Source organism: Leucobacter shiyiweii (assembly GCF_052446065.1).
GTDB lineage: Bacteria > Actinomycetota > Actinomycetes > Actinomycetales > Microbacteriaceae > Leucobacter.
Window position 1 is genome coordinate 956,402 of the sequence record NZ_CM127080.1, and the last position, 19,255, is coordinate 975,656.

Annotated in this window: 20 protein-coding genes; 8 read left to right on the forward strand and 12 right to left on the reverse strand. The window is 62.2% G+C overall.

Annotated elements, in window-relative coordinates:
* Positions 1-51: 51 nt before the first annotated feature.
* Positions 52-354 carry a helix-turn-helix domain-containing protein gene (locus ACTNFJ_RS04510; protein ID WP_079941015.1) on the reverse strand — a complete coding sequence of 101 codons (303 nt, stop codon included), beginning with the start codon at positions 352-354 and terminating at the stop codon, positions 52-54.
* A gap of 359 nt (positions 355-713) precedes the next feature.
* On the opposite strand from ACTNFJ_RS04510, the gene ACTNFJ_RS04515 reads away from it, so the two are divergent.
* The 6 genes from ACTNFJ_RS04515 (at position 714) to gap (ending at position 7,059) form a co-directional block, all read left to right on the forward strand.
* Positions 714-2,375 carry an amidohydrolase gene (locus tag ACTNFJ_RS04515; RefSeq protein WP_435907650.1) on the forward strand — a complete coding sequence of 554 codons (1,662 nt, stop codon included), beginning with the start codon at positions 714-716 and terminating at the stop codon, positions 2,373-2,375.
* Positions 2,376-2,593: 218 nt separating this feature from the next.
* Entirely contained in the window at positions 2,594-3,280 is a 687-nt protein-coding gene (locus ACTNFJ_RS04520) for an AmiS/UreI family transporter (RefSeq protein WP_444711793.1), read from the forward strand.
* 396 nt (positions 3,281-3,676) lie between these two features.
* The gene (gene fmdA / locus ACTNFJ_RS04525; protein ID WP_435907648.1) at positions 3,677-4,933 is read left to right on the forward strand and encodes a formamidase; all 1,257 of its coding nucleotides are present in this window, start codon (positions 3,677-3,679) and stop codon (positions 4,931-4,933) included.
* Between the two features lie 60 nt (positions 4,934-4,993).
* Positions 4,994-5,152 carry a hypothetical protein gene (locus ACTNFJ_RS04530; protein WP_435907647.1) on the forward strand — a complete coding sequence of 53 codons (159 nt, stop codon included), beginning with the start codon at positions 4,994-4,996 and terminating at the stop codon, positions 5,150-5,152.
* A 73-nt stretch (positions 5,153-5,225) separates the two neighbouring features.
* A complete protein-coding gene (locus ACTNFJ_RS04535) occupies positions 5,226-5,897 on the forward strand; it encodes a hypothetical protein (protein ID WP_435907646.1) in 672 nt (223 codons plus the stop codon).
* A 151-nt stretch (positions 5,898-6,048) separates the two neighbouring features.
* Positions 6,049-7,059 (forward strand): type I glyceraldehyde-3-phosphate dehydrogenase, encoded by a 1,011-nt coding sequence (gene gap / locus ACTNFJ_RS04540; RefSeq protein WP_435907645.1) that lies wholly within the window; start codon positions 6,049-6,051, stop codon positions 7,057-7,059.
* Positions 7,060-7,100: 41 nt separating this feature from the next.
* On the opposite strand, the gene ACTNFJ_RS04545 is transcribed toward gap, so the two are convergent.
* The 6 genes from ACTNFJ_RS04545 to ACTNFJ_RS04570 are packed head-to-tail and all read right to left on the reverse strand — an operon-like array spanning position 7,101 to position 13,756.
* Positions 7,101-7,844, reverse strand: a complete 744-nt coding sequence (locus ACTNFJ_RS04545) for a FadR/GntR family transcriptional regulator (protein WP_435907644.1) — start codon at positions 7,842-7,844, stop codon at positions 7,101-7,103.
* 16 nt (positions 7,845-7,860) lie between these two features.
* Complete coding sequence (locus ACTNFJ_RS04550) at positions 7,861-9,309, reverse strand: aldehyde dehydrogenase family protein (RefSeq protein ID WP_435907643.1); 1,449 nt, start codon at positions 9,307-9,309, stop codon at positions 7,861-7,863.
* 2 nt (positions 9,310-9,311) lie between these two features.
* Entirely contained in the window at positions 9,312-10,682 is a 1,371-nt protein-coding gene (locus tag ACTNFJ_RS04555; protein ID WP_435907642.1) for a glutamine synthetase family protein, read from the reverse strand.
* Positions 10,679-11,449 (reverse strand): SDR family NAD(P)-dependent oxidoreductase, encoded by a 771-nt coding sequence (locus ACTNFJ_RS04560; RefSeq protein ID WP_435907641.1) that lies wholly within the window; start codon positions 11,447-11,449, stop codon positions 10,679-10,681. The genes ACTNFJ_RS04555 and ACTNFJ_RS04560 overlap by 4 nt, the downstream gene beginning before the upstream one ends.
* Positions 11,433-12,263 (reverse strand): gamma-glutamyl-gamma-aminobutyrate hydrolase family protein, encoded by an 831-nt coding sequence (locus ACTNFJ_RS04565; RefSeq protein ID WP_435907640.1) that lies wholly within the window; start codon positions 12,261-12,263, stop codon positions 11,433-11,435. Before ACTNFJ_RS04565 ends, ACTNFJ_RS04560 begins: the two co-directional genes overlap by 17 nt.
* On the reverse strand, positions 12,263-13,756 hold the full coding sequence (locus ACTNFJ_RS04570; protein WP_435907639.1) for an APC family permease: 1,494 nt from the start codon (positions 13,754-13,756) through the stop codon (positions 12,263-12,265). Before ACTNFJ_RS04570 ends, ACTNFJ_RS04565 begins: the two co-directional genes overlap by 1 nt.
* Positions 13,757-13,984: 228 nt before the next feature.
* Here ACTNFJ_RS04570 and ACTNFJ_RS04575 point away from each other — a divergent pair, with 228 nt between their 5' ends.
* Positions 13,985-14,566, forward strand: coding sequence for an NADPH-dependent FMN reductase (locus tag ACTNFJ_RS04575; RefSeq protein WP_435907638.1), 582 nt, complete (start codon positions 13,985-13,987; stop codon positions 14,564-14,566).
* A gap of 1 nt (position 14,567) precedes the next feature.
* On the opposite strand, the gene ACTNFJ_RS04580 is transcribed toward ACTNFJ_RS04575, so the two are convergent.
* Together ACTNFJ_RS04580 and ACTNFJ_RS04585 are read right to left on the reverse strand one after the other, a co-directional pair.
* Positions 14,568-15,455 carry a phosphatase PAP2 family protein gene (locus tag ACTNFJ_RS04580; protein WP_435907637.1) on the reverse strand — a complete coding sequence of 296 codons (888 nt, stop codon included), beginning with the start codon at positions 15,453-15,455 and terminating at the stop codon, positions 14,568-14,570.
* 108 nt (positions 15,456-15,563) lie between these two features.
* Positions 15,564-15,854: a MerR family transcriptional regulator gene (locus tag ACTNFJ_RS04585; protein ID WP_435907636.1), complete on the reverse strand. Its 291-nt coding sequence runs from the start codon at positions 15,852-15,854 to the stop codon at positions 15,564-15,566.
* Between the two features lie 139 nt (positions 15,855-15,993).
* On the opposite strand from ACTNFJ_RS04585, the gene ACTNFJ_RS04590 reads away from it, so the two are divergent.
* Positions 15,994-16,425: an Hsp20/alpha crystallin family protein gene (locus ACTNFJ_RS04590; RefSeq protein WP_435907635.1), complete on the forward strand. Its 432-nt coding sequence runs from the start codon at positions 15,994-15,996 to the stop codon at positions 16,423-16,425.
* Positions 16,426-16,485: 60 nt separating this feature from the next.
* Here ACTNFJ_RS04590 and ACTNFJ_RS04595 read toward each other — a convergent pair whose 3' ends face one another.
* The 3 genes from ACTNFJ_RS04595 to ACTNFJ_RS04605 all read right to left on the reverse strand — a co-directional run bounded on the left by ACTNFJ_RS04595 (position 16,486) and on the right by ACTNFJ_RS04605 (position 19,102).
* Positions 16,486-16,725 carry a thioredoxin family protein gene (locus tag ACTNFJ_RS04595; RefSeq protein ID WP_435907634.1) on the reverse strand — a complete coding sequence of 80 codons (240 nt, stop codon included), beginning with the start codon at positions 16,723-16,725 and terminating at the stop codon, positions 16,486-16,488.
* Between the two features lie 57 nt (positions 16,726-16,782).
* A complete protein-coding gene (locus ACTNFJ_RS04600; protein ID WP_435907633.1) occupies positions 16,783-17,862 on the reverse strand; it encodes a permease in 1,080 nt (359 codons plus the stop codon).
* 286 nt (positions 17,863-18,148) lie between these two features.
* Positions 18,149-19,102 carry a DUF4031 domain-containing protein gene (locus tag ACTNFJ_RS04605; RefSeq protein WP_435907632.1) on the reverse strand — a complete coding sequence of 318 codons (954 nt, stop codon included), beginning with the start codon at positions 19,100-19,102 and terminating at the stop codon, positions 18,149-18,151.
* Positions 19,103-19,255 lie beyond the last annotated feature (153 nt).

Genomic DNA, 19,255 nt, shown 5'->3' on the forward strand with positions numbered 1-19,255 from the left:
TTAGGCTCGGACAGGCGACCTATCCCGGAGTATTCACGTGCAGTGGACGATTTATTTGCTGCGACCGTGGGTATCGCGCATTGCGACTCCTGAGTCGATGAGCCAGGTGCGCACTGTGCCCGCCGAGAACCCAAGTCTGCTGCCGACCGTTTCAAGCGAGTCGCCAGCCTCGTATCGGCGACGCATCTCATCGACCTCGTGCGGCTCAGGAGCACGGCCTCGGAGTTTCAACCCGCGCTTGCGTAGCTGGTGCGCAAGTGACTGGCGGCTGATTCCAAGGTCTGAAGCAATCGCCTTGAGAGTCGCGCCTGCTTCGTATCGAGCTTCAGCGATGACCAGCTTCTCCTCGCTCAAAGGCGGGAGATGAGTGGGGAGTTTCCGGCCGTGGCGACGCTGTAGCAGAGGTCGCTGTCGGATGAGATGATGGGTACTCACTATGCGGCGCAAGGGCGGGGCACTTTTCGACAGTATTCCCCTTACTTCCACCATTGTGTTGAGTTCTGACATGGGTCACACCATGTCTCGCGACATACGTCTCATATGTCGCGAGACACAGGTCATATCTGGGGCCATCGGTCTGGTGGGTGGAGTAGCTTGCGTGACTCGAAACTTCTCACCAAAAGCATTCCTGTATCGTTGACGATCTCGATCAGCTGGTGAGGTCTGTTCTGGCGGTATAACAGTGGTATGCCCAATTTTGAAATGCGTCCACGATGACCGCGTCGCGTGCCCCGCATTGGACGGTATTCCGCGATGGATGGGTGTTCACGGGAGATAGCCGTCAGCCTCACTGGGGGAGTGTAGTGGTGCGCGGGGGCAGGATCCACTCGCTTGATGCGGAGGAAGCAAGGCGACAAGCAGCGGCCGGAGCGAATGTGGTCGATCTGGGTGGCCGTCTGTTGATGGCGGGCTTCCAAGACGCACACGTGCACCCGGTGATGGCAGGTATCGAGCTACTGGGCTGTGACCTTTCTACCTGCAGCGACGCAGGTGAATCACTCGCCAAGATCGCGGCGTATGCGCACGCCCACCCGGATTTGCCGTGGATCACCGGAGCTGGGTGGTCGATGGATTCGTTCGCCCACGGCACTCCGACCCGACAGATGCTCGACGCAGTGGTGCCTGATCGTCCGGTGCTGCTGGAGAACCGCGACCATCACAGCGCGTGGGCCAATTCGCGAGCCTTCGAACTCGCGGGTGTGAATAAGCTGACGCCCGACCCGATGGACGGGCGCTTCGAACGCGAGCCAGATGGCACGCCGGCCGGTACCGTACATGACGGTGCGATGTCTTTCTTCGATGCGGTGCGCCCGCCGATCGATCCGGATCATGCTCTGGCCGCGCTGCTCGCAGCCCAGCAACGCCTGCTGTCGTTCGGGGTGACCGCCTGGCAAGACGCGGCGGTGGGTTCGCTGATGGGGCAGCCTGATACCGTCGAGGTGTACGCGCGGGCACTGGATGCGGGCGATTTGCGGGTGCGGGTGCGCGGCGCGCAGTGGTGGGATCGCACCAGCGGCCTGGCGCAGCTCGCTGGCCTGAGTGAACGTGCGCGAGACATTCGGGGACGCTATGCGCCAGAGCGCTTCAGCCTCGACGCGGTGAAAGTGATGGTTGACGGAGTCGCTGAGAGCCGCACTGCGGCGATGCACGGGCACTACCGCGACGCGCACGGCGCGGAAACGGACAGCAACGGCCTGACTTTCTTCGACCCCGCAGACCTCACGGCATTCGTCACTGCGTTGGACGCAGCCGGATTGCAGATCCACTTTCACACGCTCGGTGATCGCGCCGTCACCGAGGCGCTCGATGCCCTAACTTCCGCTCGCTCCCGCAATGGTGCGTCGCGCTTACGACATCATCTTGCGCATCTCGAGGTGGTGCGCGCAGCGGATTTGCCTCGGTTTGCACCGCTGAACATCACCGCGAACTTGCAACCGCTGTGGGCCGCACACGACGCACAGCTTGACGAGCTGGTGCTTCCGTTCTTGCCGTCGCAGGCTCAATCTGAGCTGTATCCCTTCGCGTCGCTAGCAGCGGCGGGGGTGCGGCTCGCGATGGGCAGCGACTGGCCGGTGTCGTCTCCTGATCCGATCCAGGCCGTGCACGTCGGTGTGAACCGGCGCCATCCGGGCGCATCGGCTGCCCCCTTGCTGCCTGAGCAAGCACTGGAGCTGTCACGACTGCTGCATGCTGCGACAGCCGGTAGCGCCTACGTGAACCACCTCGACGCGATCTGCGGTCGTCTGCGCTTAGGCATGTTTGCCGATCTGGTGGTGCTTGACCGAAATCTGTGGTCGCTAGACCCAGCGGATTTGTGCGCCGCTCGCGTCGACGAGACCTGGATCGAGGGCGTGCGCGTGTACGCCCGCGAGTGAGGCTCATGCGGCAGCCGAAAGGGTAACCGCACCGAAGGGCAGGTTCCAAGAGCCAACCAGAGCTTCAGCAGACTCGAATGCCCAACACCTCGAAGACCATCACTCTGCACCTGGCTCTTGACTCTTCATGCCATCGGGGTTACGTTACAGGCGTAGTCAAATTAACAAATTGAGTGCAAAATTACATGATATATCATGTTCTCCTCGCGGAGAACCGCGTGCCCGCGTACTCCGCAACGAAGCGGCAGGAGGGTGAAGTGGGAAGTGTAGGACTGCTCTACGTCGGAGCTGTGTTAGTCATCAACGGCTTGATGCTTTTAAACATTGTGCCGGGGAAATCGGCCGCAGCCTTGAATCTCTTCGTCGGCGGGATGCAAGTGATCTTCCCGACGCTCACGCTCCTCACGGCGGACGGGGACCCGGCCGTTATTCTTGGCGCGTCTGGGCTGTATCTCTTCGGATTCACCTATCTCTATGTCGCTTGGAACCAACTCACTGGTGCATCAGGTGAGGGCCTGGGATGGTTTTCATTGTTCGTTTCAGCGTGCGCCCTTGTTTACGGTGCACTGCAATTCACGCTAGTCAACGACCCGGTCTTCGGCGTGATCTGGTTCTCCTGGGCAGTGTTGTGGTTCCTCTTCTTCTTGGTACTGGCCTTGAACCGAGAAGATCTCACCCGTGTCACCGGATGGTTCACGCTTATGCTCGGCGTCTTGACGGGAGCGGTACCGGCGTTCTTGCTCTTGACCCAGACCTATCAGAGCACTGCAGTTGGCGCTGTCATCGCGGCGGTGATCGCAGTATTGGTCTTCCTTTTCTCCTGGATGCTGGGCAAGCCCAAGCGCCCAATCTCGTCATCTCACGAGGCCTCGCAAGCGGCTGTAAGTGCACCGCAACCCGAGTGAGCACCCGACGAAAAATGTCTGTGTGATCTGAAAGGAGTGCTCAGTGCCGAGTTACTCGTACCAATGTGTTCAAGGATGTACCTACGATGCCAGGTTTGAGATGGCCTCGGTGCCGGCCGAAATGGAATGCAGAGTCTGTGGGTCTGATGCGCGCAAGATGATTACCGCACCCTATCTCTCACGTGCCGGTGAGTCAGCGTTTGGCCTGATGGATAGAGCCGCCCGAAGCGCTAGTGAACCGGAAGTGGTCAGCCGAATTCCCCAGCAAGGCCGAAAGCGAACACAACCGATCACTTCTAACCCGATTCATCAGAAGCTTCCCAGAGATTAGACCACATTCGAATAATCGGGCGACGACGGTGTCTCCCGATACAGATCAAAGAAGGAGAAGGTCACATGCCTGAACACATATTCAAATTGGATTCGTCCAAGAAGTTTACGGAACAGGAGAAGCTTGGCCACAACCGCTGGCACCCGGAGATTCCCCCGGTGGCGACGGTGAAGCCTGGCGACAGTTTCCGCGTCGACTGCCGTGAATGGTTTGACGGTGCAATTAAGAACGATGACTCCGCGCAAGACATCCTCGATGCACCGCTCCTAACAGTGCATACACTCAGCGGGCCGTTCCGGGTGGAGGGTGCCAAGCCGGGTGATCTTTTGATCGTCGATATTCTTGACGTCGGACCTATTCCTCAGGAGGATTCAGGACCCCTCGCAGGTCAGGGCTGGGGATACACCGGAATTTTTTCGAGAAATAATGGCGGTGGATTCCTCACGGACCAGTTTCCTGACGCGTACAAAGCGGTGTGGGATTTTAGCGGGCAGACGGCAACCTCGCGCCATGTACCTGGGGTCTCATTTACCGGCCTGATCCATCCGGGTCTCATGGGCACCGCACCCTCAGCTGAGTTGCTCGCGAAATGGAATGCCCGCGAGGGGGCGTTGATCGCGACTGATCCGCACCGAGTTCCGCCCTTGGCTCTCCCGCCGGAAGCAGAGCATGCCATCTTGGGGGGAGTCCCCGCAGATCAGTGCGCGCGCGTGGGAGGCGAGGCAGCGAGAACTGCTCCGCCTCGTGAGAACGGCGGCAACCAGGACATTAAGAACCTCAGCAAGGGGACCCGGATTTTCTATCCGGTGTTCGTTGACGGCGCCAATCTCTCTGTTGGTGATCTGCACTTCTCGCAGGGTGACGGCGAAATTACGTTCTGCGGTGCTATTGAAATGGGTGGGTTCATCGACCTCCGAGTTGATCTGATTCGTGGGGGAATGGAAACCTACGGAGTCTCGGAAAATGCGATCTTCATGCCCGGAAACGTCGATCCGCAATACAGCGAGTGGCTCGCGTTCTCTGGCACCTCTGTCACCCTTGACGGTGAGCAGAAGTACCTGGACTCGCATCTGTCCTACCAACGAGCGTGCCTGCACGCGATCGACTATCTGACGAAGTTCGGATATCAGCCGGAGCAAGCATATTTGCTGTTGGGATCCGCTCCAATCGAAGGTCGACTCTCAGGCGTAGTCGACATTCCGAATTCGTGTTCGACGGTCTACCTGCCGACGGCGATTTTCGATTTCGATGTGCGCCCGTCCGCCGCCGGCCCGTTCCAAATCGACCCTGGCATGGGAGCCCCGCGCGCGGCAAACAAATAGTCGGTGTTTGACTGTGGGGTGTGGCGTATCGTCACGCCCCACAGCTGCGTTCTCAGGAACATGCGCAACGAGATCATTTTGTTGCGACTCCCGATCACCCTCATCGTGGTGTTCGCGGATTTCTGCGACCCTCTCTGGAATCAGACCGTCCTGCCGCGTGAAACGGTCCGGTCAATGATCGCGAGCCAGGTGAATTCTGCCGCCGAGCTGCTGGGATGAGTAGCATCGAAGTCATCGCCAGGACTCAGGCAGAGCGATAACGAACGCCAAGGCGAGTGGGGGACAATCTGTGATGGGCAGTCGGCATTGGGCAAACCTGGGCAGGGCAGCTGCGATCGTCGGGACGGTGGTGCTTGCGGTTGCAGTGATCTGGGTAGATATCGCAACTTCCCTCTGGCAGGAGGTCGTAGTGCTTTCCGGGTTCGTCGGCGCACTGCTGTCATTCCTCTTCACCATTCTCATTCTGAATCGCGTAGTCGCGAGACAGACAGCTCGGCGCTGGGCGCCAATGATTCGTCTCGCCCTTACGGAGTTCCTGCACAGCCTGGCAGACACCCATCGCAGTGAGGAGACCCGGGGAATGATCGTCCCCCGATACTTGCCAGAAATCCCGACGGGAGAAGACGCAGCGGCCACCGATATCGCTCTCGCTCGTCTGCGTGGACACATTCTCAAAGAACGAAAATCTCTCGCGCGCTCGCTGAGCGCGTGGGCGGAAATTCTGACCTCATCAGGTGCGAACGAACAGATCCTTTTTCTGGTGGCCGATGTCGTGGTACAACTCGATGTGGTGCGGAGGCTCTCAGTCGAACTCGAGCATTCTCCGAATTCATCTTTGCGTGAAGACCTCACGCGTGAGATTAAACGATGCAACCAATTGTTCGACGAGATCGTGGCTGCAATTGTCGAACAACTGACCGCCACCGCGACGACGCATGCCCACGAGCACGCTTACCGCTCCTAGGCTTCCGGGCTGTGCGGTCCATTCTTCGACCCTCGTTTTTCCGAATCCCCACGGGTAGCCCGTGCCTGTGAGAGGCTACGCACGAGGGATCAACTGATTGTGGGGTCTGGACTCCCTCGGGCCGGACTCGTTCTCGGAAGGTGGAACCAGAGTGAACAAGCGAATTGCAATCAACGGATTTGGTCGGATCGGACGAGCTGTGCTGCGAGTCCTTCTCGAGGAGAACAGCGACCTTGAGGTGGTCGCGATCAATGACCTGTCGGGCGGAGACGTCTTGGCGCAGCTTTTCAACTTCGATTCCGTGTACGGGCGCGCACCACGAGCGGCACGAATCGAGAGTGGCACCAACGGCGAGGAGCTTGTGCTTGGCGAGCGGCGGATCCGCTTATTTGCACAGCCAGACCCAACCCAGCTGCCTTGGGGCGAGCTTCAGGTGGGAACGGTGCTTGAGGCGACCGGTCGATTCACGAAGGCAGCCGAGGCGAGGGCGCACCTTGACGCCGGAGCCGAGCGAGTTTTGGTGAGTGCCCCGTCCAAGGGGGCGGATGCGACAGTGGTCAAGGGCGTCAATTGGAACAGCTACGATCCTGCCGCGCACCGAATCGTCTCGACCGCGTCGTGCACGACGAACGCGCTCGCCCCGCTCGCGAAGGTGCTGCACGAACTGGCAGGCATCGAACAGGGGTTGGTGTCGACCGTTCATGCTTACACGCAGGATCAGAACCTCATCGACGGGCCGCACCGTGACTTACGTCGGGCGCGAGCCGCCGCTCTCAACATTGTGCCCACTTCGACTGGGGCTGCGCAGGCCATCGGCCTGGTGCTGCCCGAGCTCGAGGGCAAGCTCGCTGGCGACGCGCTTCGTGTACCGGTTCCCGTCGGTTCGATCGTCGAGCTCACGGCGCTGGTTCGCCGCGAGGTGACTGTTGAGCAGATCCTCGCCGCCTATCGCGAGGCCGCCGCCGGCGAACTCGCAGGGGTGCTCGTGTACTCGGAAGCGCCACTTGTTTCGTCAGACATCGTGGGTGACCCCGCATCCTCTGTCTTTGATTCGGGTCTCGCGCGGGCCATGGGCCGGCAGGTCAAGGTATCGGCCTGGTACGACAACGAGTGGGGCTTCTCGCACCGCGCAGCGGAGACCCTGGCGCTGCTGGCCCAGTAGGGCTTGGGCGCTGGGCGGCGCGATTTCGCGAAACTTGTGACCTATCGGGTGTGGTGACCGGTGTGCTTCGCGATGATGTGTTCGAACTCTTCGCGGGTGGTCTCCAGATGGGCACGCATTTCCCGTGCAGCACGTTCAGAGTCACCGTCGCGAATCGCGGCCAGGATGCGTTGGTGGGCGCTGTGGCTCGATCCACGGATGAACTCGTAATCGATAACGTCGACGCTGTGGAACATCTTGACTCGGAGGTCTTCCACCGCGAGTGCGATTTCGCGATTGCCACTCGCGTGGGCAATCGCGAGGTGAAATGCAGTGTCGAAGTCGCGGCACGCGTGCAGCGACTTCGCGGCGAGCAGATCTGCCTGCGCGTTCTCGAGAGCAGTCACATCGTCGGTCGATCGTCGCTGGGCTGCCAGGTCGGCTGCGGCCGCCTCAACGACCGAACGAAACTCGATCACCGCGAAAATCTCGTCCTGTCGCTCGACGACGCGCCGCAGCACTTCTGCCTGGTCGATGGGAGCCGACTGCACCACGGCGCCACCCCGAGAGCCGCGCTGGATCACTATGTGACCGCTTCCCTCTAGCATGCGGAGTGCCTGACGCAGCGTTTCGCGCGCCACACCGAGGTGTTCGGAAAGCTTGCGCTCAGACGGCAACCGATCGCCCACCCGGATACGCCCCAGTGTCATTTCTCGCCGGAGGTGCTCAAGTACCTCCGCGTACCCTGACAATTGCTTCTCGGGAAGCGACAGCGACTGCGGATCGATCGGTGACCCAGTTTGCATTCACATACCCTAGCGGTTACAGCGGAAGACCGGCCATGTCGGAGCCGATTACTTGGACACCAGTGAAGAACTCGAGAAGTTCGCGATCGCCGTGGCCCCCGATGCCTGAACTGCCGAAGAAGCTCTGCGACGAGCCCGGCGCCATGTCGAGCACGCTCGAGCCATTGAGCTTCACCTCGCCTGCGATCAGCTCGCACCCGAGCGCGCGGCCAGCCTCGAGATCGCTTGTGTACACGTATCCAGCGAGACCCCGAGCGCCTGCGTTCGCCAACTCGATCGCCTCAACGGGTGAATCGAACGGCTCGACCAGCAGAAGCGGACCAAAGACCTCGCTCGCGGGGGTAAGCCGTTCGCCCAGGATCAGGGTGGGAGTGACGAAGCAGCCAGTTGCCGGCGGTGAGCCTACCTCGACTGCGCGGGCACCAGCCGCGACGAGGGCATCGCGCTGCGCGTGCAACTCTTCCTGGCGCGCTGAAAACGCGACCGGGCCGAGAGTCGTGGCCTCGTCGGTACTGGGCCCAATGACGAGTGCCGCGAGCTCAGCTTCGAGTGCCGCGACGAGCTCGTCGTGGATCTCGCGAGCAACGAACACGTGGCGAGGCGCCTCACACCACTGACCCGACAGCTTCATCGCCCCCGACACGAGAGATGCCGCCGTATGCGCAATGTTGGCATCGCCGAGCACGATGGCCGGGTTGTTTGAGCCCAGTTCGAGCTGGAGCCTCGCAAAACGCGGCGCGGCCGCAGCAGCGATCGCGCGGCCGGTGGGGGTGGATCCCGTCATCGAAATCGCGGAAATACGTGCGTCTGTGGTCAGTGCCGCACCCACCTCACCACCGCCAAGTACGAGTGATACCACTCCCTCAGGAACCCCAGCCTCGGCTGCGGCCCGCACGACGAGCTGCGCGCTGAAGGGGGAAGCTGGCGACGGCTTCAGTACCGCGGTGGCACCCGCGGCAAGCGCATACGCGAGCTTCTTAACCGCCATCGCCGAAGGTGCGTTCCATGGGGTGATAAGCGCGGTCGGCCCCCACGGCACCCGCCGCAAACGCACATCACGTTCGCCCGCGTCGAGCGAACGCTCATCGCCCAGTGCGAGCCCATGAGCGGTGGCTCCGCGCACGGTGTCTCCGGCGCTGTGGGCGAAAAGTCGAGTGACCGAGATCGGTACGCCCGAGTTCAGCGCGTCGAGCGCGGCCATATCGTCGGCAACAGCCTCGAGCCCCTCGGCAAAACGCTCGAGAATCTCTGCGCGCGCATCCACGGGCATGCCCCGCCAGCGCGCATCCGCGTGAGCGGCGTGCGCGGCAGCGATCGCGCGATCCACTTGTTCAAGCGACGACGCGCGGGATTCGGCAAGGATCTCGCCGGTGTTCGGGTTGATGAGGGCTTCGGAGGAAGGCAGCGCGACGGCGCTCTCTTCCGCCACGCCCCCGATCCACGTCTGAAGAGCGGGAAGATGCACGTCTAGATCCGATCAAAGTAGCGTTGCAGTTCCCAATCGGTCACCGCACTCTGGAACTTCGACCACTCATGTTCGGCGAACGCGACGAAGAGAACCTGCGAGTCCGTGCTGACGAGTTCACGCACGAACTCGGAGGCGCCAAGAGCGCGGCCAGCCTCGATGATGGTCGTCGGGACGGAGGCATCGCGGTTGACGTTCTCGGGAACACCCGTGGTCTTCGCGGGCGGATCGAGCAAAGGACTCATGCCGTCACGCGCGGATGCGAGGAGCCCGGTGAGCGTCAGGTATGGGTTCGTATCGGCACCAGGCAGGCGAAACTCGAAACGGGTCGTGAACGGCGAATGCCCGACCACTCGGTTCGTGACGTATCGATTGTTGCGCCCCCAACTGCGGCCGAAATCGAAGGTGTCGTCGGTCGCTGTGCGGCGGTACGAGTTGATTGACGGCGCGTACCAGGCCATGAACGAGGGCGTGTGTTCGATGACGCCAGCGATGGCGTGTCGCAGGGCGTCGCTCGCACCGTCTTCGCCGTCGGGATTAGAGAAGAGCGGCTCGCCGTTCTCGCCGAGCACCGAGAAATGCACGTGGCAGGAGGAGCCAGCTTGGTCGTTCAGTGGCTTGGCCATGAAACTCACCGAGTAGCCCGCAGCCCGCGCCGCGTCACGCACGGCGAGCTTGTACAGTGCGTGACGATCAGCCATTTCGAGCGGATCGCCGTACGCGAATGTCATTTCCCACTGGCCGGTGCCCCACTCCGACTGCCCGGCCTCAAGCTCGATGCCGCTCGCATCCAGGTCGCGGCGCAGCTTCTGGAAGAACGGCTCGTAGGCGTTGCCCTCGTGCAGGAGGAAGTCGTTTGACGTGAGCGTCGTGGGCTCGAGGTCACGAAAGTTGTTGAGTCGCAACTGCCGCGGTTCGTTGGTGAAGAGGTAGAACTCGAGCTCGGTGCCAGCCTTTGGGGTGAGACCCGTCTCCGCGTATCGAGCCAACTCGTTCTTCAGCATCACGCGCGGCGACTCCGCCATCGGCTCGCCGGTCTCTGGCCACACGGGGTCGGCGAGGCAGATCGCCACTCCGTCGAGCCATGCGGCACGGCGGAGGGTGCCGAGGTCAGGAATCAGGGCAACGTCGGGGGCGCCGTTGTGGAGATTACACACGGCGATCTTGTTTGCTGCGATCATGTCGAAGCTCTGCTCAATGTCCCACGCCCACGCGCAGGTGCAGATTTCGATGCCGGTCTCGATCACGCCAGCGAAACGCTTCACTGGCACGCGGCGGCCTACAAGCCGGCCCTGTATGTCGGGGGTGGCAATGATGACAGTGGTGATGCCCTCGGTTTCAAGGGTGTCGGGGTTCAGGATGTAGTCGTTCATCGGGTCAGCCAACCTCCATCTACCGGCAGAGTGATGCCGTCGATCCAGCTCGCCTCATCGCTCAGCAGCCATGACACCGCCGAGGCAATGTCTGCGGGCTCGCCGACGCGCTTCACCAGCAGTCGCTGGCCGAGGAACTCCATGGCCTCAGGGCTCGTCACGCCATCGTAGTCAAAGAAGTTCGTCGCGATGGGACCCGGGGCGACGGCGTTGACGCGAATGTTCTTGCTCGAGAGCTCGACCGCAAGCGCCTTCGTGAGGGTCGGTACCCCACCCTTGCTGGCGTTGTAGTGTGGCTGGGCTTCGCCGGTACTGGTCACAATCACGAATGCTTCGACGGTCGCGAGGTTGACGATGGCCCCGCCGCCTGATGCCGCGATGTGCTTCGAGACCTGCTGCGCCACAAAGAACTGGCCTTTGAGGTTGATATCGGTGACAAAGTCCCAGGCCTCTTCGGTCATCGTCTCGGTCGAGTGCGTGGTCACGACACCGGCGTTGTTGATCAGCAGGTGGATCCCGCCCCACGCGTCGACAGCCTGCTGGCCTGCTGCAGCGATCTGCTCGATGTTCCGCACGTCAACTTGCGCCGCCAGGGCGATGCCACCGGCGGCCTCGATAAGTGTGACCGTCTCCGCGGCTGCGTCGAGGTTGACGTCTGTCACGAGCATCTTCGCGCCCTCAGAGGCCAGGCGAAGCGCGGTCTCGCGGCCAATGCCGGATCCGCCTCCGGTGATGAATGCGACGCGTCCGTCATGACGGAGTGACATGGGAGATCTCCTGTTCGGTGTGTGTGCGGTCTGGGCTGGTGAAGTTGAGGGGCAGGGCCTGACCGCCCGAGAGAGAAAGTGCCGGGGTATGGAACCTCGCGCGATCCACTAGCCAGGTGAAAATCGGATCGCCGCTGAAGCACTCAGGATGCCATTGCACCGCAACGATGGGCTTCCCGGAAATCTCGATCGCCTCGATGATGCCATCGGGCGACGTTCCGGTCACCACGACGCCCTCTCCGGGCCGGTCAACGGCCTGGTGGTGGTATGAATTCACCCGGGCGACATCGCCATAGACTTCGTGCGCCACGGTCCCTGGGGTGAAAGAGACCTCGTGCACCCGGTGTGCGCGAGGGTAGGGGGTACTCATGTGCGATTCCCGTTCACCCGATTCGAGGTGCTGGATCAGTGTGCCGCCGAACGCCACGTTGATGAGCTGCTGGCCCCGGCATACCCCGAGCACTGGGATGCCCCGCGCATCGGCGGCCCGAAGAAGCGCAATTTCGGTTTCGTCGCGCAGCGGATCCACTCGTGGCGTGTGTGGCCCAGGAACCTGCCCGTAGAGGCGCGGATCCACGTCTTCTCCACCCGCGATGATCAACCCGTCGAGCCGGTCGATCATGCTCGCGGCGTCCGTTTCAAGCGGTACGTGCACCGCGATGCCGCCAGCCAACGCTACCGATTGCGCGTACTCGCGCAGATAGATATCGATGGGGGCGTCGGCGAACCCGTCAGGTGATTCAATCAGGTTGCCGCGTGACTGCCGGCCGGTGATGCCGATCAGTGGTGGGTGAGACGTGGATCCGTCGAGCATTAGGCCTCCGATTCGATGCGCTCGGTGATGTTCGCGTAGGTGGCGGGGTCGCGCCGCTTCATGCTCGCGGCCTGCACCCAACCGATGACGGGAGCGAGGATGACGAGACCGAGTGTGATGATGCTCGCGATACCCCAGAACTGGTTGCCGTCGGCATCGAGATCACCGACGAGCATCGGGAAGTACGCAATGATCAGCACCGCGGAGAGGGCGAGACCGAGGAACCCGAGGCCGGGCGCGATGAGTGATTCCCACAGGTTCGTGGTCGCCTTGTCGCGGCGCAGGAACAGAATCGCGGCGATGGAGGTGACGGCCATCAGCACGGTGATGGCAACCGTGCCCATTCCGGTGAGCCAGGAGAGCGCGAGGGCAGGATCCGCCGCTGAGATGACGATGCCGATGGTGATCAGAGCCGCGATAGAGACCTGTGTGACTGCAGCTCGGTGCGGTGAACGGTGCGTGGGGTGTACATCTCCCAGTGAGCGTGGCAGCAGCCCGGTGTTGCTCATGTTGTGGAAGTAGCGGGAGAGGATGTTATGCAACGACAGAACCGCGGCGAACATGCTGGCGATCATCAGGATGACCGCGATGATCGAGCCGACCGGACCGAGGAAGATGTCGGTGATGGTGGCGAGGAGGCCCGCCGGGTCGGCGCCTGCGACCTCGAGGATCTTGCTCTCGCCGACGGCGATGATCTGGATCCAGCTGAGAAGCGCGTAGAACAAGCCGATGATGATGGCCGCCGAATACGTGGCGCGGGGGATGGTGCGACCCGGATCACGCACTTCGTTGCGATACACCACTGCCGACTCGAAACCGATGAAACCTGCGATGGCGAACATCAGGCCGATACCGGGAGAGCCAGAGAGGATGTGCGTGATCGAGAAGCTGGAGAAGGTGATGCCCTCAGGCCCGCCGATGATGAGCACCGCAATGACGAGCACAACACCGAGGAGCAATTCTGCGGCAAGTGCCACGAAGAGCACCTTTGAACTCAGCTCAATGTGCCGGTAACCGAGGATGCCGACGACTGCGATCCCCACGAGGGCAAACACCCACCAGGGAACCTCCGGGCCCCCGACCGAAGCGACCGCGGAGGAAATAGTTGTGCCCAGCAGGATGAACACCGCTGCCTGAATGGTCGTGTACGTCAGAACCGCGAGGTAGGCGGCGGAAAGGCCCGGCGCGCGGCCGATGCCGTGAGCAATGAAGGAGAAGAATGCCCCCGCATCCGGAAGGCGCTTGCTAATTGCGAGCAGCCCGACCGCAAAGAACAGAAGGATCACGGTGGCGACCAGAAACATGGCTGGGACGCCCAGCCCGTTGCCCAAGAGGAATGAGATGGGTACCGTGCCGCCGACGACGGTGAGAGGGGCCGCGGCCGCGATCACCATGAACGTGAGCGAAAACGTGCCCAGGTTGCCCGAAAGCCTGCGCGCCTGGCCGTCGGTCGTCTGTGGCTTGTGTTTCTGTGCCTGTGTGCTGGTCATCATTCCCTTTCCCTCGCCTCGTTGCGAAACTGGTACATACACTAGACCAATATGCCAATGGACGCGAAACTGCGTCGGAAAAAATGACGTCATAATTCGGGAATACTTGAATGATCAAGTTGTTGCACTCTGTGGCGCCAATGGCGCGCGGTGGCCGCGGGCAGGCGGATCCACTGATATCTGTGCCGTCATGGCCGCCCAACAAATCTGCACAAAACCAAGGAGTAGTTCATGACCAAGATCGCAATCGTTACCGGCTCGACCCGCCCGAACCGCATCAACCGTGGCGTTGCCGAGTGGGTGCTGGCTCAGGCGCAGCAGCGCGGTGATGCCGACTACGAGCTGGTGGACATTGCCGATTTCGATCTGCCGCTACTCGATGAGGCCATGCCTGCTGCCTACCAGCAATACAGCAACGAGCACACGAAGGCTTGGTCGGCGAAGATCGCCGAGTTTGACGGCTTCGTTTTCATCGCCGGCGAGTACAACCACTCGGTCATTCCTGCACTCGCGAACGCGCTCTCGTATCTGAATGCCGAGTGGGCGAACAAGGCTGCCGGCATCGTCGGATACGGATCAGCTCACGGCGTGCGCGCGGTTGAGCACCTGCGCGGCATTCTCTCTGAGCTGCAGATCGCGCACGTGCAGAAGACCGGCATGTTCTCGCTCTTCACCGATTTCGAGAACTTCTCCACCTTCGCTCCGACCGAGCTGCAGGCTGACTCCGTTGCGCCGATGCTGGATCAGCTCGTCGTGTGGACCCGCGCGCTCGAGGCAGTGCGCGCGGATGCGCTGGTCGACGCCTCGGCGTAGGTCAGTCTGACTGTTCGCGTCGGGCGCGCACCGCGAGGTACAGCTGGTGAGCGGTGATGACCGCCGCGAGCCAGGCAAGGCCTAGGAACCACGCGAACAGCACATCGGTGAACCAGTGGTGACCGAGAAATACCCGGGTGAGGCCCGTGGTGATCACGAACAGGGTGGCGACGCTCAGCGTGATGACCCGGGCCCACCGGCGTTTTTGTCGGAGCACCAGCAAGTACGCAATGATGCCGATGATTGCGACGGCGTTCAGCGTGTGTCCGCTCGGGAAAGAAGCCGAATACTCGTATGGCGGCACCGCATCTGAGAGTGGTGGGCGATCGCGGCCGAAGATGAGCTTGCCCGCTACCGTCATGAGCAGCGATCCTGCGCCCGAGGCGGCGATGAGAATCACAGGTGTCCATGATCTGCGACGCAGGGAGAGGATAACGATCGCAGCGATGGCAATCAGAGGCATGCCATATGTGCTCGCGATGTTGGTGTACCAGGTGAGAGCGATATCTGCGCCAGGTGATCGGAGCGATATTGCGAGGTCGAGCATTGGCCGATCAAGACCCGCTACGCCATCTTCATCGGTGACTGCGTCATAGACTTCTGCGGCTGCCACGCTCAGAGCGAAGAATGCAGCCAGGCCAATCCCAAGAATGATGAGGAGAATGCCGTTCGGGCCAAGACGCTCGCTGAGCTTGGCCGCGGCATCTGCGATGCGCCCCCACATCGACGCCGTGCGTGCGGGGGGAGCTTGGCGGTCCTGGGCGAGTTCGCCAGATACGCCTGTCTCGGTCTGATCTGGCGCGTCTGGGATCGCGCGTGGGTCGTTGCCGTCCGACGCGGGCTGACTTTCAGGTTGCCCTTGGCTGATTCGCGAGTCAGGCCTCGTCATGTAGGGCTCCGTTCGTCAGGGGGTGCGGCGCTCTGGGCGGGCAGATCTCTTTCTGGCCTGGCCTCGGCGGCAGCGTGTCTGTGACTTAAGGGTAGACGTTCCGCAGCATTACTTCTTGATGCGATCGCGCAGGGCGCGGTTCTCGTCTTGCAGGGTGAGGATCAGGCTGATGCCCGCCAGGTTCACTCCGGCGCTCAAGAGTTCGACGATCCGCTGCAATCGATCGAGGTCGTGGCTGCTGTATCTGCGGGTGCCACCAGCGGTTCGTGCCGGCGTGAGGAGGCCGCGGGTCTCGTAGAGGCGCAGGGTCTGTATGCCCACTCCCGAGAGTTCGGAAGCGACCGAGATTGTGTACACGGCGAGCGAAGATCTCTGGGTGGATCTGTGCGTGTTTGCCACAGGCGAACACCTCCTGCTTGTCGAGAAATCGATTCTGATGGTATAAAAAATCTATGGCGTTCAGTATAGATCGGAACAGTTCGGAACTATACGGTTCGCATTAATTCGCCATCATTCACACGCAGAAAGGACTCCCATCATGCTCATGCGTACCGACCCATTCCGCGACTTTGACCGTCTCGCACAGCAGCTCTTCGGCAGCGATGGCACTCCCTCCCGCCCGAGCGTCATGCCCATGGATGCCTGGCGCGATGGAGACGTGTTCCACGTTGAGTTCGATCTGCCGGGGGTGGATCCTGGGTCCATCGACGTCGACGTTGAGCGCAACGTGATCACCGTGAAGGCGAGCCGCCCGATGCATCAGGGTGACGTCGAGCAGCTTGCCTCCGAGCGGCCTCACGGCGTGTTCAGTCGACAGCTCGTATTGGGCGACAACCTCGACACGGGGCGGATCTCGGCAGACTATCGAGCCGGCGTGCTTGCGCTTGAGATTCCGGTCGCGGAAGAGGCGAAACCGCGCAAGGTTTCCGTCACGTCGAGCGACGAGCCGAGGAAGACAATCGACGCGTAGCGCGCGACGCGAAACGGGACTGCTGAATCAGCCTGCACAGGGAAATTGCCCGGGCCCGCGCTACTTGGCCGCGACGATGAGATCGCGGATCGCGCGGGTCACGGGCACCCTGCCCGACAGCACCACCTGCTCGTCGATCACGAGCGCCGGGGTCTGCATCACCCCGTATGCGGCGATCTCGGCATAGTCGGTCACCTTTGACACGGTGGCAGCCTGCCCCAACTCGGTGAGGGCCTCCCTCGTGCGCTTTTCGAGGGTGGCGCAGTTTCGGCACCCGGGCCCGAGAATCTTGATTTCCATGTGCATACCTTTCGATGTGGATCAGCCGGCCATCCGTCGAGAACTCGAACGAGCTTTCTAGCGAGCCAGGGGGAACAGGTTGAAGATGAAGCCGATCAGATAGATGGCAGCGAGCACGACCCCGGTGAAGATTGCGAGGAGCGGCAACTTCATCACCCGGCGCAACATGATGAGCGACGGGATGGAGAGGGCGACCAAACTCATCATGAAGGCCATCGTGGTGCCGAGAGCGACCCCCTTCGCGTAAAACGCGGAGGCGAGCGGCACGACGGCGGCCGGGTTTGCGTAGAGCGGTGCGCCGGCGAACGTGGCGATGAGAAGCGAGAAGGGGTTGTCTGGGCCCGCGACGTTCGCGAAAAATTCGTCGGGTACCCAGCCGTGAATCGCGGCCCCGATGAGTACCCCAAGCAGAAGAAAGGGGAGGATCTTCTTCAACATGTCACGGGTTTCGTCCCACGAAGCGGCGACCCGGTCGCGCATGGAGGGCCGCCTACTGGCCGTGGCGAGCTGCGCGGTGCGGCTGGTGAATACGAAGGGCTCGATCCACTTTTCGAGCTTGAAACGCGAGAGCACGAGCCCGACCGCGATCGAAACCACGGCGCCGGCGAGCGCCCACCCCGCCGCAATTTCCCACCCGAAAGTTCCACCCATGAGAATGATGCCTGTTTCGCTAATCAGCGGTGATGAGACGAGGAAGGCGAGCGTCACCGAGAGCGGCACGCCTGCGGCGACCAGGCCGATGAAGATCGGGATCGAGCTACACGAGCAGAACGGCGTGATCGCGCCGAGTACCACCGCGAGCAGGATGCCCACGAAGAGCCCCTTGCCGACGAGCACCCCGCGCACCTTCTCGGGCGAGATCTGGGTGTTGACGAGGCCCACGAGAAAGAGGAGGCCGAGCAGCAGTAGCGAAATCTTGACGGTGTCGTACAGGAAAAACTCGACCGCTGCGCCGAGCGTCGAGTCCAGATCTACACGCAACACATCGCCGAGCAGCCACGGCCACAGCACCTCGTTGACCGCGAAGATCGCGCCCCAGGTTGCGGCGAGCGCCACGAGAAACACCCAGACCCGCAGATCGTCGCGCGAGCGTTCAGGCCGGGCGGCGGCAGAAGCGGGCGTTGTGTCGAGAGTCATGGGGCCCCTCTCTGCGCTCTTGCTTCGATTCTAATCAATGCAGACCGTTGCGGGTCGATGCTGGTCGATACCGGTTGATGCGGCGGAGCGGCGGAGCGGCCGACATCCGTTGAGCACCCCTCTAGGTCTTTAGTTCGCCCGACGGTGCCGTGTGTCAACGAATGGGGCACGCTGAGGCGAGTCGGGGTCATTGCGTGCTGCGATAAGCGAGGGCGCAGTGCCTCGGTTGCTGGGTTGCTGGGTTGCTGGGTTGCTGGGTTGCTTGGTTGCTCAGTTACTCAGCTGCTCAGTCGGCGAGCGAGCCGACGCCGCGCAATGCCTCCACCTCGCGTACGAGATTGCCGCGGGCGCGTTCCTCCCAGAGCACCCGCGCGGTGTCGGTGCGATAGATCGAGGGCTGGTCGAGGTAGGTGGTGAGGATCCGCGACCGCCCGGCGCGAAACTCGGGCTCGGCGACATGCGCGTACTCGCTGCGAACCGCGAGTGAGTACTCGGTGTAGCGCGAGGCGGGTGACGCGAAGATCGACAGGTCGGCGTCCAGCAGGTGGGCGAGTGGTGCTGGGGTGTGAGTGTGCGGCAGCGCAGGCGTCGTAGCAATGATCAGCTCGCCCACGTGCTGCACCTGCCCAGGCGCGAGGCCGAGCTCCTGTAGCGTTACGGCGGCCAGTTGGGCGGAGTCTTGCTCGTCGGATCCACTGGCGCCCTCATAGACGGCGTCGTGAAACCAGGCCGCAAGGAGTGTGGCGGGGGAGATGCGCTCGCCGCGGGAGGAGAGGTGGTCGAGCGCGAGCAGCACATCTTCGAGGTGACGCTCGTCGTGGTAGACGCGATGGGGTTCGTTCCAGCGGGCGAGGAGGTCAGCACCCAGGTACTGCCAATCGGTGAACGCGCGGGTGGATCCGCCCAGCCCCAACGCATCGGCCAACCCCGCCCACTCGGCGACCAGATACTCGCGGCGGCGTACGGGCCGCACCGCGTCTCGCTCGATCTGTCGCACCCGCAGCCCGGAGGCGCGAAGCTGAAACACGATGTCGCGGGCCAGTACCGGGCGCGCTCCAAGCGCGATTGCTTGCTCGTAGCGCGATGCGGGCACGTCGTAGTGATCGAGGTCAAAGCTGCGACGGGGCACGCCGAGGCGCGAGGCAAAGGCGTGTAACTCCGGATAGCTGGTGTCTGAGACGAGGTGGCTCCACAGGGTGCCGTGCGCGGGCCATTGCGGGGGGTCGATCAGGATGGCCATCGCATCAGGGTACCCGGGTTGCGTGATGGTCTTCGCACGCGCCAGTGACCCGGCGTCCGGTTTCACTTTCCCCAAATTGATGTGACTCGGGCCTCGGCTCATCAAAGTGGGGAAAGTCGCGAGAACTTCACCCGGACGGAGCACGAGCGCGTG